The organism is Paenibacillus camelliae (genome assembly GCF_023715345.1).
GTDB classification, from domain to species: Bacteria; Bacillota; Bacilli; order Paenibacillales; family Paenibacillaceae; genus Pristimantibacillus; species Pristimantibacillus camelliae.
On sequence record NZ_JAMBNY010000001.1, the window covers coordinates 316,009 to 332,525 of the forward strand.

At 42.1% G+C, this 16,517-nt stretch carries 18 protein-coding genes; all 18 read right to left on the reverse strand.

Annotation, left to right across the window (positions count from 1 at the left end):
* Positions 1 to 24 precede the first annotated feature (24 nt).
* Positions 25 to 579 carry a ribosome recycling factor gene (gene frr, locus M3180_RS01485; RefSeq protein WP_251665449.1) on the reverse strand — a complete coding sequence of 185 codons (555 nt, stop codon included), beginning with the start codon at positions 577 to 579 and terminating at the stop codon, positions 25 to 27.
* Positions 579 to 1,307, reverse strand: coding sequence for a UMP kinase (gene pyrH, locus M3180_RS01490; RefSeq protein WP_251665450.1), 729 nt, complete (start codon positions 1,305 to 1,307; stop codon positions 579 to 581). Before pyrH ends, frr begins: the two co-directional genes overlap by 1 nt.
* A 105-nt stretch (positions 1,308 to 1,412) precedes the next feature.
* Positions 1,413 to 2,063 (reverse strand): translation elongation factor Ts, encoded by a 651-nt coding sequence (tsf, locus tag M3180_RS01495; RefSeq protein ID WP_251665451.1) that lies wholly within the window; start codon positions 2,061 to 2,063, stop codon positions 1,413 to 1,415.
* A 103-nt stretch (positions 2,064 to 2,166) separates the two neighbouring features.
* The gene (rpsB, locus tag M3180_RS01500; protein WP_251665452.1) at positions 2,167 to 2,865 is read right to left on the reverse strand and encodes a 30S ribosomal protein S2; all 699 of its coding nucleotides are present in this window, start codon (positions 2,863 to 2,865) and stop codon (positions 2,167 to 2,169) included.
* 176 nt (positions 2,866 to 3,041) lie between these two features.
* Complete coding sequence (locus M3180_RS01505; protein WP_251665453.1) at positions 3,042 to 3,626, reverse strand: hypothetical protein; 585 nt, start codon at positions 3,624 to 3,626, stop codon at positions 3,042 to 3,044.
* Positions 3,619 to 4,194: a DUF6115 domain-containing protein gene (locus M3180_RS01510; protein WP_251665454.1), complete on the reverse strand. Its 576-nt coding sequence runs from the start codon at positions 4,192 to 4,194 to the stop codon at positions 3,619 to 3,621. Before M3180_RS01510 ends, M3180_RS01505 begins: the two co-directional genes overlap by 8 nt.
* 17 nt (positions 4,195 to 4,211) lie before the next feature.
* Positions 4,212 to 4,532 carry a hypothetical protein gene (locus tag M3180_RS01515; protein WP_251665455.1) on the reverse strand — a complete coding sequence of 107 codons (321 nt, stop codon included), beginning with the start codon at positions 4,530 to 4,532 and terminating at the stop codon, positions 4,212 to 4,214.
* Between the two features lie 36 nt (positions 4,533 to 4,568).
* On the reverse strand, positions 4,569 to 5,969 hold the full coding sequence (locus tag M3180_RS01520) for a flagellar assembly protein A (RefSeq protein ID WP_251665456.1): 1,401 nt from the start codon (positions 5,967 to 5,969) through the stop codon (positions 4,569 to 4,571).
* Positions 5,970 to 5,986: 17 nt separating this feature from the next.
* Entirely contained in the window at positions 5,987 to 6,769 is a 783-nt protein-coding gene (locus M3180_RS01525; RefSeq protein ID WP_251665457.1) for a FliA/WhiG family RNA polymerase sigma factor, read from the reverse strand.
* A 4-nt stretch (positions 6,770 to 6,773) separates the two neighbouring features.
* The gene (locus M3180_RS01530; protein WP_251665458.1) at positions 6,774 to 7,229 is read right to left on the reverse strand and encodes a hypothetical protein; all 456 of its coding nucleotides are present in this window, start codon (positions 7,227 to 7,229) and stop codon (positions 6,774 to 6,776) included.
* A gap of 1 nt (position 7,230) precedes the next feature.
* The gene (locus M3180_RS01535) at positions 7,231 to 7,725 is read right to left on the reverse strand and encodes a chemotaxis protein CheD (protein ID WP_251665459.1); all 495 of its coding nucleotides are present in this window, start codon (positions 7,723 to 7,725) and stop codon (positions 7,231 to 7,233) included.
* Positions 7,722 to 8,309, reverse strand: a complete 588-nt coding sequence (locus tag M3180_RS01540; protein ID WP_251666336.1) for a chemotaxis protein CheC — start codon at positions 8,307 to 8,309, stop codon at positions 7,722 to 7,724. Before M3180_RS01540 ends, M3180_RS01535 begins: the two co-directional genes overlap by 4 nt.
* A 36-nt stretch (positions 8,310 to 8,345) precedes the next feature.
* The gene (locus M3180_RS01545) at positions 8,346 to 8,807 is read right to left on the reverse strand and encodes a chemotaxis protein CheW (RefSeq protein ID WP_251665460.1); all 462 of its coding nucleotides are present in this window, start codon (positions 8,805 to 8,807) and stop codon (positions 8,346 to 8,348) included.
* 12 nt (positions 8,808 to 8,819) lie between these two features.
* Positions 8,820 to 10,868 carry a chemotaxis protein CheA gene (locus tag M3180_RS01550; RefSeq protein ID WP_251665461.1) on the reverse strand — a complete coding sequence of 683 codons (2,049 nt, stop codon included), beginning with the start codon at positions 10,866 to 10,868 and terminating at the stop codon, positions 8,820 to 8,822.
* Between the two features lie 29 nt (positions 10,869 to 10,897).
* Positions 10,898 to 12,187: a protein-glutamate methylesterase/protein-glutamine glutaminase gene (locus M3180_RS01555; RefSeq protein ID WP_251665462.1), complete on the reverse strand. Its 1,290-nt coding sequence runs from the start codon at positions 12,185 to 12,187 to the stop codon at positions 10,898 to 10,900.
* A gap of 23 nt (positions 12,188 to 12,210) precedes the next feature.
* A complete protein-coding gene (locus M3180_RS01560) occupies positions 12,211 to 13,077 on the reverse strand; it encodes a MinD/ParA family protein (RefSeq protein ID WP_251665463.1) in 867 nt (288 codons plus the stop codon).
* Positions 13,070 to 14,488, reverse strand: a complete 1,419-nt coding sequence (gene flhF, locus M3180_RS01565; RefSeq protein WP_251665464.1) for a flagellar biosynthesis GTPase FlhF — start codon at positions 14,486 to 14,488, stop codon at positions 13,070 to 13,072. Before flhF ends, M3180_RS01560 begins: the two co-directional genes overlap by 8 nt.
* A complete protein-coding gene (flhA, locus tag M3180_RS01570; protein ID WP_251665465.1) occupies positions 14,485 to 16,515 on the reverse strand; it encodes a flagellar biosynthesis protein FlhA in 2,031 nt (676 codons plus the stop codon). The genes flhF and flhA overlap by 4 nt, the downstream gene beginning before the upstream one ends.
* Positions 16,516 to 16,517: the final 2 nt, after the last annotated feature.

Consider the following 16,517-nt stretch of genomic DNA (forward strand, 5'->3'; position numbering starts at 1 on the left):
ACCTTAGGGAGGGGCTGCTCTTCATTAAACTTCCAATATTTCTTTTTCCTTCGTTGCTAATACTTTATCACTCTCAGTAATATATTTATCCGTAAGCTTTTGGATATCGTCCTGATGACGCTTGGATTCATCCTCGGAGATTTCGGCTTTTTCTAATTTTTTAATGCTATCATTCGCATCACGTCGAATGTTACGAATCGCTACCTTAGCATCTTCAGCAATTTTTTTAGCCGTTTTAACAAGCTCAACGCGGCGTTCCTCTGTAAGCATTGGAACGGATAGGCGGATAATTGCACCATCATTAGATGGCGTTAAGCCTACATCTGATTTTAAGATAGCACGTTCGATCTCTGCAAGCGAAGATTTATCCCATGGTTGAATAAGTAAAGTGCGAGAATCTGGAGTAGTAACGTTAGCTAATTGATTCAATGGTGTCAATGTTCCATAATATTCAACCTGAATTCGATCTAGCAGTGATGGACTTGCTTTGCCGGCACGTAATGAAGAAAAATCACGTTTCAGTGCATTAATTGCTTTTTCCATACGTTCTTCTGCAGATTTCTTTATAGCTTGAGGCATTATTTCCCACTTCCTTTCACAATTGTACCAATTTTTTCACCAAGAACAACACGTTTAATGTTTCCATTTTCTGTAATCGAGAACACAATCAATGGGATATTGTTATCCATGCAAAGTGAAGAAGCTGTTGAATCCATCACGCCTAAATTTTTATTGAGGACGTCTAGGTATGTTAACTCCTCGAATTTCTCAGCTGAAGCATCCTTGAAAGGATCCGCAGAATATACACCATCAACTTTATTTTTCGCCATTAGTATTACTTCTGCTTCGATTTCAGCAGCACGCAATGCAGCTGTAGTATCGGTAGAGAAGAAAGGATTACCTGTTCCAGCAGCAAAAATAACAACGCGACCTTTTTCAAGATGGCGAATGGCACGACGACGGATATATGGTTCTGCTATTTGCTGCATAGCAATTGAAGTTTGAACACGAGTTGGTACGTCGATCTGCTCTAATGCGTCCTGCAATGCCAACGAGTTCATTACTGTAGCAAGCATGCCCATATAGTCTGCTGTAGCACGATCGATTCCTTTCTCTGTTCCTGCAATTCCACGCCAAATATTGCCTCCACCAACGACAATTGCCACTTCTACACCTAGTGCAATGACTTCTTTCACCTGACTAGCAATTGAAGAAATAACCGATGCTTCAATACCATAGCCTTCTTGACCAGCTAGCGACTCTCCGCTAACCTTCAACACGATGCGTTTAAATACTGGATGTTCCAACTTATTTACCTCCATCTTACACCTCTAACATAAGAGGTATTCAATTATGTTCCATGATACAAGTAAGGCGGGGCAGAAGCCCCGCCCCTCTTAGTTGAGTTCGGATTAACCTTTAACTTGAGCCATAACCTCTTCAGCGAAGTTCTCAACTTTTTTCTCAAGACCTTCACCAAGCTCAAAGCGAGCAAAACGACGGATGGAGATATTCTCACCGATTGTGCTAATTTTTTCGTTCACAAGCGTTTCAATTGTTTTATCTGGATCTTTAATGAAAGCTTGCTCAAGCAGGCAGTATTCTTCATAGTATTTAGAAATACGACCTTCAACCATTTTATCAACGATATGAGCAGGTTTACCTTCGTTAAGTGCTTGTGCTTTAAGAATTTCTTTTTCTTTCTCGATATCCTCAGCAGGAACCTCTTCACGACGAACGTATTTAGGATTAGTTGCAGCAATATGCATTGCAACGTCTTTTACGAACTCTTTAAATTGGTCTGTTTTACCAACGAAGTCAGTTTCGCAGTTAACTTCTACCAATACACCGATACGGCCATTGCTATGGATGTAGGAATCAACGATACCCTCAGTTGCGATACGGCCAGCTTTGTTTGCAGCTGCCGCAAGACCCTTTTCACGTAGATGAGCGATTGCTTGATCAATATCGCCACCAGTTGCTTCAAGAGCTTTTTTGCAATCAAGCATACCTGCTCCAGTTCTCTCACGTAGTTCTTTTACTGCACTCGCATTTACTGCCATGTAAAAAACCTCCTAAATGTTCTATGTCTAATTTTGTTCAAAAAAAGGGTAGCGAGAGGTTTTCACCATCTGACCACCCTTTGTTGTTTATCCATTCATGCTATTAAGCAGTTGTTTGCTCGCCTTGGTTAGCTTCAACAATTGCGTCAGCCATTTTAGCAGTAAGCAATTTAACTGCACGAATTGCATCGTCATTACCAGGAATAACGTAGTCAATTTCGTCTGGATCGCAGTTTGTATCTACGATACCTACAATTGGGATACCCAATTTACGAGCTTCTGCTACAGCAATACGCTCTTTACGAGGATCGATTACAAACAGTGCACTTGGAAGTTCTTTCATGTTTTTAATTCCGCCTAGGAACTTCTCAAGACGCTCTTGTTCTTTTTTAAGAAGGATAACTTCTTTTTTAGGAAGAACTTCGAATGTACCGTCTTGCTCCCATTTTTCAAGCTGCTTCAAACGGTCAATACGTTTTTGAATCGTTTGGAAGTTAGTAAGCGTACCACCCAACCAACGTTGGTTGATGTAGAAGTTACCGCAACGCTCAGCTTCTTCTTTAACAGAATCTTGAGCTTGTTTTTTTGTACCAACAAAAAGCACTGTGCCGCCTTCTGCAGCTACAGATTTAACAAAGTTGTACGCTTCGTCAACTTTCTTAACTGTTTTTTGTAGGTCAATAATGTAAATACCGTTTCTTTCTGTGAAGATATAACGATCCATCTTTGGATTCCAACGACGAGTCTGGTGACCGAAGTGAACCCCAGCTTCTAAAAGCTGTTTCATAGAGATAACCGCCATGATCTGCACCTCCTATATTGGTTATTTGTGTCCTCCGCTCTTCGCATCTTGAATCACCACTTACACCGTGTGCAAGCACCCGTGAATCAATTGAAAAGCGTGTGTTTTTAACACCGTCATCTAATATACCATAAGCAATTGCGAGAAGCAAGCACTCTTCTCAAACAATTTGTCTGTTATTGGATGAGCGTCAGTCCTTTTGTTGAGATGTGCTCATTGGCCTCAGCTTCTGTCAAAGGCTGACTCGTGAACAACTTCTCTAGATCATCTAGTGTCATTTGCTCCTCAATATAAAAAAAACCAGCGCGAATATCCACACTGTGGTTTCTAAAATAATCAACAAATTGACTACTATCATTGAATAGACCATTGCTTTCTAATCGCTTAGCTGTTGAAGTAATTGAGTCACCTGGATGCACTCGAAAAATTGCAGCAGTATTCTCTGGAGTTTGTGCTGGTTCTGGCGTCTCAACCGCTTCAGATTCAACTGGCGGTTCGGCTGGCTCTACTAGTTCGTTAGTCGGAGCTTGAGGTTCTTCTGCTGATGCCGGTGCTTCTGGCGCCTGCGCATCTTCAGAAGCAGATGTTTCCTCACCAATCGGTGTAGGTGTTGGAGTTGGTGAAGCATCCCGGCCGTTAATCTGTTGTTCAATCGCATTGAGCTGCTCTTGGCTTTTTTCTCCGATTGTAAAGAGCTCGAGCATCAACACACCGATAATAATACCAATACCAATTCCGATAAGTAGTGATCGTCTATGCATAGCGAGACTTCTCCTCCTGCATCGCGAGCTGTATAATAAGCTGAATCTCACCCTTATTTTTACCTAGCTTTTTAGCAATCGCCTCAACTGACTTACCGGAGTTGTACATCTCAAATAGCTCTGTATAACGGCTTTGTATACTATTTGCAGGAATGTCCACTTCGGACTCATCCTTAGCAGCCTCAGGAGCTTCAGCGCGATGGCCTGCATTGCTGGATAGGTTAGGACTAGCTTGAAGTAGCTGTAGCTTCCCCTCCGCTGCAGCGACCTGCTGTGAAAGCTTAGAGAGCTGCTCCTCAAGCATCATGTTTCGTTGTTCCAGACGAGCAAGCGCTTCACCTTTAACGCGGTCTTCTTCTTTGAGCTGATTTAACGACGTTGTAATCATTTTTACTAGATCGTTATGCTCATTCTCCATATTATCCATAAATTGCTCAAACGCTAGCTCAAGCTGCTCCATTTGAGCATTTGAGCTAGCGCCAGGCTTTTCATTTTTTCCTTTTGGAAGCAACAAAGCTGCGACTGCAATAACCGCTCCTAAAAGTGCAATATATTGCCATGATTGCATTAAAATCCCGCCTTGAATTAAAGTCTAATATCTAGATGATGCCCTTTATAAGGATGATTGGATGACTTCTCTTCATCCTTCTCTTGCTGGGTGCCAATACGAGCATGCTTCTTTTGTGAGTCTTGCCCGCTTTGTTCTTTCTCTTGATCTCTTATCATGCCTTTTTCTGTTTCATCAACAGCTGTTGCTTGCGAACGCTTGTGTTCCGCTTCCTTTACAACAGATGCTTCGAGCATCGTTTGCTCCATCACTGGACGCTGTATGGCTTGCTGCTGTAAACCACTCAGCTCAGGAGCACGTGGTACGGAAAGCTGGAGATTCAATGGTGATAAACCCATCCTTACTCCCCCTTGGCACGATACCTAGCGATACCGTTAGTAGTATGGCACCATTACAATTTCGCCATCTTCATACTTAAATACAACGCTACTGGTGCTATCTTTAATATAACGTGTATAGCGACCAATGACAATTTTTACACCGCCAAAAACTTGATTTTTAATAGAAACGGTAGCTAATTCGCTATCTTCTAGTTGTTTTTCAATTTCCAACATACGGTCCTTCAAATCATTGATTAACACAGTCGTTTGATTTTTCGTATGAATCAGCTTTTGTCTCATCGCCAACCGATCAGGTGTTAATTTCCCCGTCGCCGCCAGTTGATCGAGAATGACTAGTGCCTTTTCCGTACGATCTAAATGCTCTGTTTGCTCCTTAATCGATGCTCGTATGTTTAATTGTTCATTCCGATGCTCAGGATGGACACCAACCTCAATCGTAGTAGCAGTTGACATCGCATTTCCAATTGTTTTTGCCGATACGCCATCACTAGCCTGAATAACTCCGCCTACAATTAGTCCCTTAGAACTATCACAAATAACCTTTTGACCCGCTTTTACGATAGAGTGCAATATGCTTTGTGATGCATGAACGTCTCCACCTGCTGTAATATTGGCATCCTGGATAAAGGAGCATTTAATATTTTGAGCTGCAGTAACCATGCCTTTACCAGAAGCCATAATGCCGCCAGTAATCTCTATGGAACCGCCAGAATTAAGCTCAGCACCTTCAACACCGCCAATAACCCGAATGTCACCTGCTGCATTAACCTTAAACCCTGTAAGCACATTGCCACGAATAACTACTGTTCCGACAAAATCGATATTCCCAACTCGATAGTCGACATCACCCTTAACCTCGAATACCGGGAACACATTAATTTTATCCTTATCTGTCAGAGAGATTAAGCCATCAATGGCAGAGTACATTAAATTCCCCTCTGCATTTACGACAACATTTTTTCCAACCTTAAACCTTGCGGGCTTACCAATTACACCCGGCACTGTTTCACCCGTCACAGTTAAGCCGGAAGGGCCAGTTTGAGGTGGAATAAGGCGAGCAATAAGCTGTCCCCTTTTAACGTTATCCAGCTTAGTCACTTGTTTAAAGTCAATGACATCGTTGTCAGAGTTATCGGATTCACGATGCTTATCCTCGACATCAACAAACACGACACTGCCATCAATCCCTTTTCCTGCAGGTTCACCTTTAGCAACCTCGATCTTACGATTCATATATTGAATGGGCTCTTTACAGATAGAGCGAATATGGTCATGTAACAAGCCATGGACAATGCCCTGCTTACGAATATAGCTTTCCAAATCCTCTGGAACATACTTCTCATCATCATATATGGTCTTCAAGCTTACAAAAGCAACTAATTTATCGGATGAAAGCTCCAGGTTAACGCTTGATTCATATTTACTCATGTCCATAACTACACCCCTCCCATTTAACGAAATAGTTCGGCTTTGTGCTGCTCCAGAACTCCTTTTAATCGTTGAATTGCTTTGGAATGAAGTTGTGATATTCTCGATGGTGATAGTGACATTACCTCTGCAATTTCGCTTAAACTTAGATCCTCGAAGTAAAATAATGAAACGACCGTGCGTTCCTTTTCCGTAAGCCGCTCAATTCCTTTTTCTAGGCTTGCCTTCAAAAATACATCGTCCACCGTAGATTCAGGTTGTTTTGCTGATTGATCTATTAAAAGAGACATTCTTGTCTCAGATTCTTCTTCACGTAATGGTTCTTCTAATGAGAAGACTGCTGAAATGGATACATCTTGTACCATTGCAGCAAATTCTTTCTCGTTAATTTCTAGGAATTCGCAGACTTCAGCATCTGTAACCGATCTCATATGCTTCTGCTCTAGTACTTGATAAGCTTCTTCAATTCTTTTCGCCTTTTCTCTGACGGATCGTGGTACCCAATCTCCTTGTCTTAAACCGTCAATTATAGCACCACGAATTCGCCAGGAAGCATAGGTTTCAAACTGTAATCCTCGTAAATAATCGAACTTTTCAATTGCATCAATGAGTCCCATGACACCATGACTTGCAAGGTCTTCCTTGATTACATTTTTCGGTAATCCAATCGACATCCGGTTTGTTACATATTCAACAAGAGGCAAGTAATTTTCAATCAGGCTTTTTTTAGCATCAATATCTCCCTGCTCACGCCATGCTTGCCATAAATGAAGATTAGTAAGGTGAGAAACTTTTTGATCTTTCATTATCTCACTCTCCTGTTAGATGACGTACTGCTTTGGTCAGCTGTTCTGCTTGGATATTATCTGTCGACACAAGCTTCGTTGGGTTCAAAGGTTTAAATTGCTCCGTCTTTTCATTATTAGCTAATGGCTCAGACTTTCCCTCCGAACTGCCGGGCGCTAGTTGATCCCGCAGTAAAGCATTCAGATCCTCCTCACTATCCGGAGTTACATAGTTTACTGTATTACCGGAGAGTGCTTGCTCGTCCTCATCCTGAACTTCGTCAATAACAGGGGCTTCGTTTGTACTTAGCAGCAAACCGAGTATGTAGCGTAACGGATAGGCTAGTAGAAAGAATGCAATACATGCATATACCCCTCGCAATAACGAGACTGCCCATGGGTTATTGGATAGACCAATAAAAAAGACTGCAAGAAGACCAAAGATACCAAATCCTAAATTCCAACGCCAGCTTCCATACATTTTAAATCTCCTTTATCCCATGCTGCACACTGCGAATCGTAAGCATTCCGCTTTTGGAGCTCAGCTCGATCGTTCGACCAAAATTACCACCAGTATCCTGTGAGATTAAAGGAATGCTATACTGCTCCAGCATCATTAAGCAGGATTCAACATTCCTTGGACCAATTCGCAAGGAATCGGTCTGACCAGGTAAAGTGAACATTTGCGAACCACCGGCCATTTTCGCTTGTAAGCGACTTACATTCGCACCAAGTGCCAGCATTCTTTCTATGAGTTCAGGTATTGCCGTATCTGCATATTTAGCGACATTAATGGGAGCTTCTCTTGCTATGCTAGATGATGGGAGCATAACATGTGCCATTCCAGCAACATGCTTCGTTGGATCAAACAATGTTAATCCAACACAAGAGCCTAAACCTGTTGTTTTTAGATGCTCACCATTCGCCGCTGTATTCAAATCAGCCATTCCTACCTTTATTAGAAGTTCACTGATCATCCCAGCCTGACTCCTAATGCTCGAAATATAATGTCGAATGAGTTTGGATCAGGAATAAGAAAGAAGTGTCCCTCTAACGACTTGCAATCCTCTAGAAAGCTAGTCTCTATAAGAAGTGCGGAGTCACCCATCTCACCATACTGCATTAACCCGTAGCTTAGAATTGCTCCTGCCATATCATGAGCAATCGAAGGGACTGAAGGCAGTAATTGCAGCTGTGTAAAATCTGCAAGTGAGGAAAGGTATGAACCAGCAAGGATATTACCAATCTCACATAGGGTTGACAGTTCCAACTCAGAATATGTGCCATCATCTAAATGCTCTTTAGGCAGCAATTGCTTCATCAACTGCAGTGCATAGTGCTCCTGCATGATGAAAAACATGTTGCCTGGAACATCTCCCTCAACACGCAAAAACACAGCAATTACGATTTGTTCAGAGCCGCCCACACGCTCGGCCACCTCTTCAAAAGGAAGCAATTGTACACTTGGCACTGACATATCAATTGGCTTATTAAGCAACGTAGACATTGCCGTTGCTGCATTACCTGCACCTATGTTACCAACTTCCTTCAAAACATCCATCTCGAACGCTTCAAAACGATTGTAATTGGCCAAGGCTCACACCTCTAACTGCTCGAGCTGTACAATTTCTGATTTGTTTAGTACCTCAGAAAGATTTAGCATAATAAGCAGACGATCTTCACCGATTTTAGCAATGCCATCTAAATATTTTGCCTGAATTCCACCAACGATCTCTGGCGGTGTATCAATAATATCAGAATCAATATCGATTACATCATTCGCAGAATCTACAATAAAACCAACTTCCATTTCATTGACTGCGACGACGATAATTCGTGTGTGCTCGGTTACTTCTGTCTCAGGAAGGTTGAAGCGTCCACTTAAATTCATGACGGGAACAACGATGCCTCGAAGATTAATTACCCCTTTAATAAAGGAAGGCGTTTTAGGAACGCGTGTAATTGGCATCATACGTTCGATCGTTCGAACCTTATCTACCTCGATGCCATATTCCTCATTTGCTATACCAAAAACGATAACTTTCAACTCTTCACTCATCATAACCCCTCCTTATTTTATTAAAGCATTTGGATCTACGATTAGAGCAACTTGTCCATCACCTAATATCGTAGCGCCTGAAACTCCAGAAATATTAGTTAAGTACTTACCAAGAGTTTTCAATACAATTTCACTTTGACCTATAAATTCATCAATAACGACGGCTGCCCACTTATCGCCTTTATGTATAACGATAATTTCGTGTTCTTCTTCATGCTCCTCGGAATAGCTTGGCGATTCGAATAGCTTAGATAAAGAAATAAGTGGAATAACTGCATTTCTAAACTTAATCATCGGATTGCCATGAACCATTAATATGCTGGAGCGCTGAATAATAGCTGTCTCAACAATGGAAGAAAGAGGTATAGCATATTTTTCATCTCCAAGCTTAATGAGCATAGCAGAAATGATAGAAAGTGTTAACGGTAGTTGAACGGAGAACTTCGTTCCCTTTCCTTCTACAGATGTTACGGTAACGTTCCCGCCTAATGATGTGATTTTAGTACGTACTACGTCCAGACCTACACCGCGTCCAGATATATCTGAGATAACATCAGCTGTACTAAAGCCTGCTGAGAATATGAGGTTGTTAATTTCATCAATAGATAGTTTTCCAGCATCTTCTGGCTTTACGACACCTTTGCTAATTGCTTTTTCCAGTACTTTTTTAGCATTAATGCCTTTTCCGTCTTCTTCAACCTCGATAAATACATGGTTTCCACTATGGAAAGCACGTAAGTGTACCGTACCAGTCTCTGACTTACCAGCTGCAACTCGCTCTGCAACAGTCTCTATACCGTGGTCAACCGAGTTCCGAAGTAAGTGAACAAGCGGATCACCGATTTCATCGATAACTGTACGATCAAGCTCTGTATCAGCTCCAGTGATGATCAGATCGATTTTCTTATCCAGAGATTTAGCTAGATCTCGAATCATACGAGGGAAACGATTAAACACAGTATCCACTGGTACCATGCGAAGTTTTAATACAATATTTTGCAGGTCTGAGCTTACACGTGCCATATGCTCTACCGTATCGGTTAAATCTTGTCGTTTAACCTCACTTGCAAGCTGCTCTAGGCGTACACGATCGATCAACATTTCGCTGAATAAATTCATTAACGCATCAAGTCGATCAATGTCAACGCGAATCGTACGGTTAGCAACAGGCGCTTTGACAGCTGGTTTTTTCTGCTCATCTGCAGACTTAACCTCAGCTTTTTCAGTCTTAACTGGTGCTGCTGGCGCTTCTACTGCTGCAGCTGCTTGTGTACCAGCACTAGATAGCGTAGCAAGAGATTCCTCATCTAGCGGCAATACTTCAACTGTCTCAATCTCAGAAATACTATTAATCTTCGAAGTCAACTCTTCCGGGCTAACCGAGCTAATAGTAAAAACCGTAAACGATCGGTCGAATTTTTCTTGCTCTAAATCCTCAACGGAAGGCTCTGACTTTATGACCTCGCCCGTATTCTCAAGCACATCAAAAACCATATAAGAACGTGCAGCCTTGAGTACACAGCTTTCTGTAAGGGTTACTTTAATATAGAAAACTTGAAGACCACTTTGTATGGACTGCTTCAAAACAGAGGATTGATATTGATCTAGCAATCCGCCGTTTTCCTGGCCTGCTGCAGAAGTAGATGCTGATGCCGCTGGCTCAGTTGAACTGTTTTTGTAGTCGCCCTTCACGATATTAGCGAGATTGTTAACGATATGGGTAACATCTGACTTACCTGTTCCCCCTTGAACAACATCCTCAACCATCGATTCTAGTGCATCCAAACCTTGAAACAATGTATCAAATATAAAGCTGTCCATTTTTAGCTTATCATTACGAACGAGGTCAAGCACGTTTTCCATCTCGTGGGTCAACGACGCCAAATCCTCAAAGCCCATCGTTGCGGACATTCCTTTTAATGTATGTGCTGATCTGAATATATCCTGCACAATTGAGATATCCTCTGGTGAGCTTTCAAGTCTCATCAGATTGTCATTCAAAGCCTGCAGGTGATCATTTGATTCGTCAATAAACATTGATAAGTAAGCATTCATATCCATAACATGACACCTCCTAAAAGTTTGTACTGCTAATGTTTCAACACTAGTTTCATTAATTCAGGTGCAATATGTGACAGAGGAAGCACTTTACTTGCAGCTCCGAGTTCAACTGCTGAACGCGGCATACCATATACCACACAGCTTTCTTCAGCTTCTGCAATGGTTGATGCAACGCCTTGATCCGCCAGCTTCTTCATCCCCTGTGCGCCATCGCTCCCCATACCTGTCATTAGAACGATATGACGTTCCAGCTCCTGGAAATCAAGTAGTGATTCAAAAAGTACATCTACCGATGGTCTGTGACCATTTCGAGGAGGCTCATTGCTTAAGCTAATGACATATTGATCCTGCTGACGCTCTACTTTCATATGGTAGCCACCGGGAGCAACGTATGCTCTTCCATTTTGAAGCTGCATTCCATGCTCAGCCTCGCAAACCTCTAGCTCACTAAAATGATTTAATCGCTGTGCAAGCGATTTGGTGAATCGTGGTGGCATATGCTGCACAATGACTACAGGTGCAGCTAAATCTGCTGGTAGATGACTAATCACCTCATGCAGTGCTTTTGGACCACCAGTTGACGTTCCAATTGCAATGATAGAAGCAATGCTTCCGATATTGATAGATTTTCTGCTCTTCGCTTTACTCACGCTTTCCACTTCTACGTGTTTAGGAGCCGGCGGTGGTACTGTGACCTTCACTTCATCCAACTTTGCAGGCATGTTTGTCTGTTTGAGTGGCGTGCTTTGCTCTAGGTGAGTTTTTGGCTCGGCAGATTTTTTTATAGTCTTTTTACCTATAATTCTATCATCTTTCAGGAGATTTGACGCAGATTCTGCAGAATAATCTGTTTTTTTATTTTCTATTTTTGAGAACAATGTCGATTGGTTCGTCGTCGCAGTTTTCTTTCGACGTGTTAATACTGCGATTTTTAACTTTTCTATCAGAACCTCGCCGACTGAATGAATATCCTGCGCATTCGCTCCTACCATCGTAGGCTTACGAATAAAATCAAAAGCACCAAATTGCAGCGCCTTTATCGTATCGCGCGTATTAGCCTCACTTATGCCAGATAGCATAATGATCGGCAGCTTATGCTTTTTCAAAATATGCTGCATAGCATCAATACCATTCATCATCGGCATTTCGAGATCAAGCGTAATGACATCTGGATTAGACGTCTCTACACTAGTCACAGCTTCTATTCCATTTTGAGCAGTACCTACTACTTTAAACTGTGAATCTTTCTCTATTAAATCTGTAATGATTTTTCTCATAAAGGCTGAGTCATCGACAACTAACACACGATATGGCTCCATTAACCTCGCCTCCATCTTAAGGATTATCTAGTACGCTTCAGCAGTTTATGTAAAAATCCTTTAATACCAGTTGAAGAGCTATTAGAAGGTATATTTAAATATTCCTTCGCAATTGCGATAATTGACTTTGCTGCATCACTTTCAGGAAATATAACAAGTAGCGGCATTTGCTTCTTAACTGATTTAGAAACGTGAGGGTCATCGTATATGTTGCCAATTGACGGCAAATCAACATTCAGGAATCTCTTCGTTGCACTTGCTATGCTTGCAGCTGTTCGTTCGCCTTCAGAGCGATCACCAGATCGATTCACGACCATCTTAAATTGTACAGATGCATCAATCGAATGCACCATCTTAATTAGGGCATATGCATCCGTAATCGATGTTGGTTCTGGTGTCGTAACAACAATGGTCTCGTCAGAAGCAGTAATAAATTGAGCGGTTTCCTTAGACAGCCCTGCACCAGTATCAAAGATGATATAGTCATAATGTCCTTGCAGCTTCATAATTTCAGTACCAAAACGATTAACCTCATCATCCGATAGTCTCACAAGCTCTAGCAGACCTGAGCCACCAGCAATATAATGAAGTCCTTCAGGCCCAACACTAATAATATCCCAAATCGTCTTTTCATTTTTTACAAGGTGATACAGATTATATCGAGAGCTTGTACCCATGAGCACATCGATATTGGCCATTCCAATATCAGCATCGATAACGAGTACCTTTTTTCCGAACCGCTGCAAGGCGATGCTAAAGTTCAGGCTGAAGTTTGATTTCCCAACACCGCCTTTACCGCTAGTAACGGAAATAAATTTGGTTTTTTCTTCGTTATATTGAGCTGAGTGCTGCTTAACTAATTTTCTTAATGCTTCTGCTTGGTCATTCATGATGAGAATCTCCTAGTAAAAGCTCAATATACTTGTTCAATTCGAATGGTGCAATATCGTCAGGTACATTTTGACCACTTGTAATAAATAGCGGCATGAGTCCATATTGCATAACCATATTAAAGATCGAACCGTACACCTGCGTCTCATCAAGCTTTGTAAATACAACTTTTCTCACGCCGTATTTACTGAATTTTTCAGCAATAATTCTCATATCTGCCGTCCTACCTGTAAGACTGAGCACAAGTACCGACTCACTCTGTTCATTACGCGGTAGTAAACTGTTAACCTCAGATACATGTAGATCACTACTGTAGTTACGACCTGCCGTATCCATAAATATTAGCTCAGTATGCTCCAGTGCTGTAATTGCTCGCTCTAGCTCAAGCGGAGAGAACACAACCTCTAGCGGTAGATTGAGTATATTGGCATATGTCCGAAGCTGCTCTACAGCAGCAATTCGATAAGTATCAGCAGTAATGAGTCCTAGCTTCTTACCTTCTTTGATCGAATAATTTGCCGCAAGCTTTGCAATGGTCGTCGTTTTCCCGACACCTGTTGGTCCAACAAACTGAACCAATTGACTCGTAGGTGCTAGCGTAGATTTCTGATATGGAAATAACCATTCCTTCAGCTTTTCTTTCGTAAGATGCCACACTTGATTCGTATCTAGCGCAACACCAGCTTCCTCTTCTAGCTGCAAAAGCTCCTCGAACAGCAGATCAATCCATTGCTCGTCAAGCTCCTGCTCTTGTAATCTCGATTTTAGAGCAATAATAGCTTCTGATGGCTCACGATCCTCGTTGTCTTTTTGTGATAGTCTGACCATTTCTAATCTCAAGCTTTTTAACTCATTAACAATAAATTGTTCCGTCGGTGTCATATCATTCGATGTGTTTGAAGCTTCCTTTGCAGCTGTAGCTTTTGGTGTTGGAACCTTCGACTCAAGGTGATTAGCAACCACGCTGCCTACTTCCTCGCCGCCCTCGTCCACTGGATTCGTTACGGTTGATCCAGTATTATACAAGCGTGATGCAAACGACGCTGCCCCATCAGTTGCTGAGGGTATCGCCTTGCTACTTTTATTCGTAGCCAAAGCAGCAGGAGGAGCAGAAGGATTTTCATTGTCCTGAGGTTTCGTTTTTTTGGAAGCCTTCAGGATCTGCTCGATCACTTGATCAACATCGATATCATCTAAAGCTGAATTACTCGGCTTAGGCTTTGTTTCAGGCTTTGCTGAATTTGGTTCAACTGCAGCCATGACCTCCAGCTTACGTTTACGAAACATCCCCATAAAACCGCCGACTTTAATCTCTCTAGATTCAAGAATGACTGCATCCTTGCCTAATTCACTTTTTATGAGCGGAACTGCATCTGACATTGCGTCTACGACATATTTTTTCACTCTCACAGATTAACCACCCCAACGCTCTGTACTTCAATATTCGGCTCAAGCTCACTATAGGAAATAATCGGCAAATCCTGCATCGTGCGAGCAACAATTTGTCTCAAATACATACGAATGGTTGGCGAAGTCAGTACAATAGGCTGTTGACCTGATTGCAGCAAACGATTGACTTGCTCGGTGAGACGTTGAAAAATTTGCTGTGATGATACAGGATCAAGAGATACATAGCTGCCTTGATCATTTTGCTGTACGGATTCAATGATTTTCTTCTCCAGCTGCGCACCTAGCGTGATGACTCGCAAGGATTGGCCACCTGGTGCATATTGCTGTGTAATTTGTCTTGATAGAGCCTGTCTTACATATTCCGTTAAAATATCGGTATCCTTCGAATATTGACCATAGTCTGCCAATGTCTCGAAGATCGTAACTAGATCGCGAATCGAAACTTTTTCTTGGAGAAGCTTCGTCAACACTTTTTGCACGTCACCGATGGACATTACACCTGGAATTAAATCTTCTACAAGTGCAGGATAATTTGCCTTCACATTCTCTACCAGTGCCTTCGTTTCTTGACGTCCAATGAGCTCATGTGCATGACGCTTAACGATTTCCGTTAGATGTGTAGCCACAACGGATGGTGGATCAACGACCGTGTAACCAGACAGCTCCGCTCGTTCCTTCGTCATCTCATCAATCCATATCGCTGGCAATCCAAATGCCGGCTCAGTTGTTTCGATGCCGTGAATCGATTCATCATCATAACCTGGGCTCATAGCCAAGTAGTGATTAAGAAGCAATTCTCCTCTGGCAACCGTATTCCCTTTTATTTTAATGACATATTCATTCGGTTTAAGCTGAATGTTATCTCGTATTCTAATAACAGGTACGACAAGTCCTAGCTCAAGCGCACACTGTCGTCTGATCATAATGATCCGATCTAGTAGATCTCCACCCTGCTGCGTATCAGCTAAAGGAATTAAGCCATAGCCAAATTCAAATTCGATTGGGTCTACCGATAGCAAGCTTATGACGCTTTCTGGACTTCTAACCTCTTCGATTTGCTGTTCTTCAACAAGCAATTCATCCTGTTCTGCCTTTTTAAGCTGTGAACGACTAAGTAAATAACCGGCGATCGCAAGTCCAATAGCAAACGGCCATGTTCTAAGTATTCCAATAGGTGTTAAGCCTAATACGGCAATCGTTGCTGCTGCTACATATAGCAGCTTAGGATATTTGAACAGCTGACCAGTAATATCCTCTGCCAAATTTCCTTCCGATGCTGAACGAGTAACAATTAAGCCTGAAGCTGTTGAGATCAACAACGCAGGAATTTGAGCAACAAGACCATCACCGATTGTTAGAATTGTGAACGTCGTTGATGCTTCTCCGAAGCTTAAGCCCATCATAGCCATACCGATAATGAAACCGCCGATCAGGTTAATAATCATCATGATGATCGTGGCAATTGCATCACCCTTAATAAACTTACTCGCACCATCCATTGCTCCATAAAAGTCAGCTTCTCGCTCGATGGTGGAACGGCGTTCTTTCGCTTCCTGCTCATTAATAAGTCCAGAGTTCAAGTCCGCATCGATACTCATCTGCTTACCTGGCATTGCATCAAGTGTAAAGCGAGCTGCTACCTCAGCGACACGCTCTGAACCTTTGGTAATGACGATAAATTGAACGACCACGAGAATTAAAAACACGATAAAGCCAATAACAACCTGGCCTCCGCCTACCCATTGACCAAACGTTTCAATGACAGCTCCGCCTTCTGCATGGGTTAGTATGTTTCTAGTGGTAGAAATACTAAGCGCGAGTCGGAATATTGTTGTAACGAGTAGAATCGCTGGGAATATCGAGAAGTCCAAAGCTGACTTTGTATTCATAGCTACAAGTAGAATCGTGATCGCCATCGTAATATTAACGATTAGAAGAAAGTCAATTAATAGAACTGGGAGCGGTACGATCATCATGAGAATTATCCCGATAATTCCACACGTTATAATGAGCTCTTTTAACTTCATGA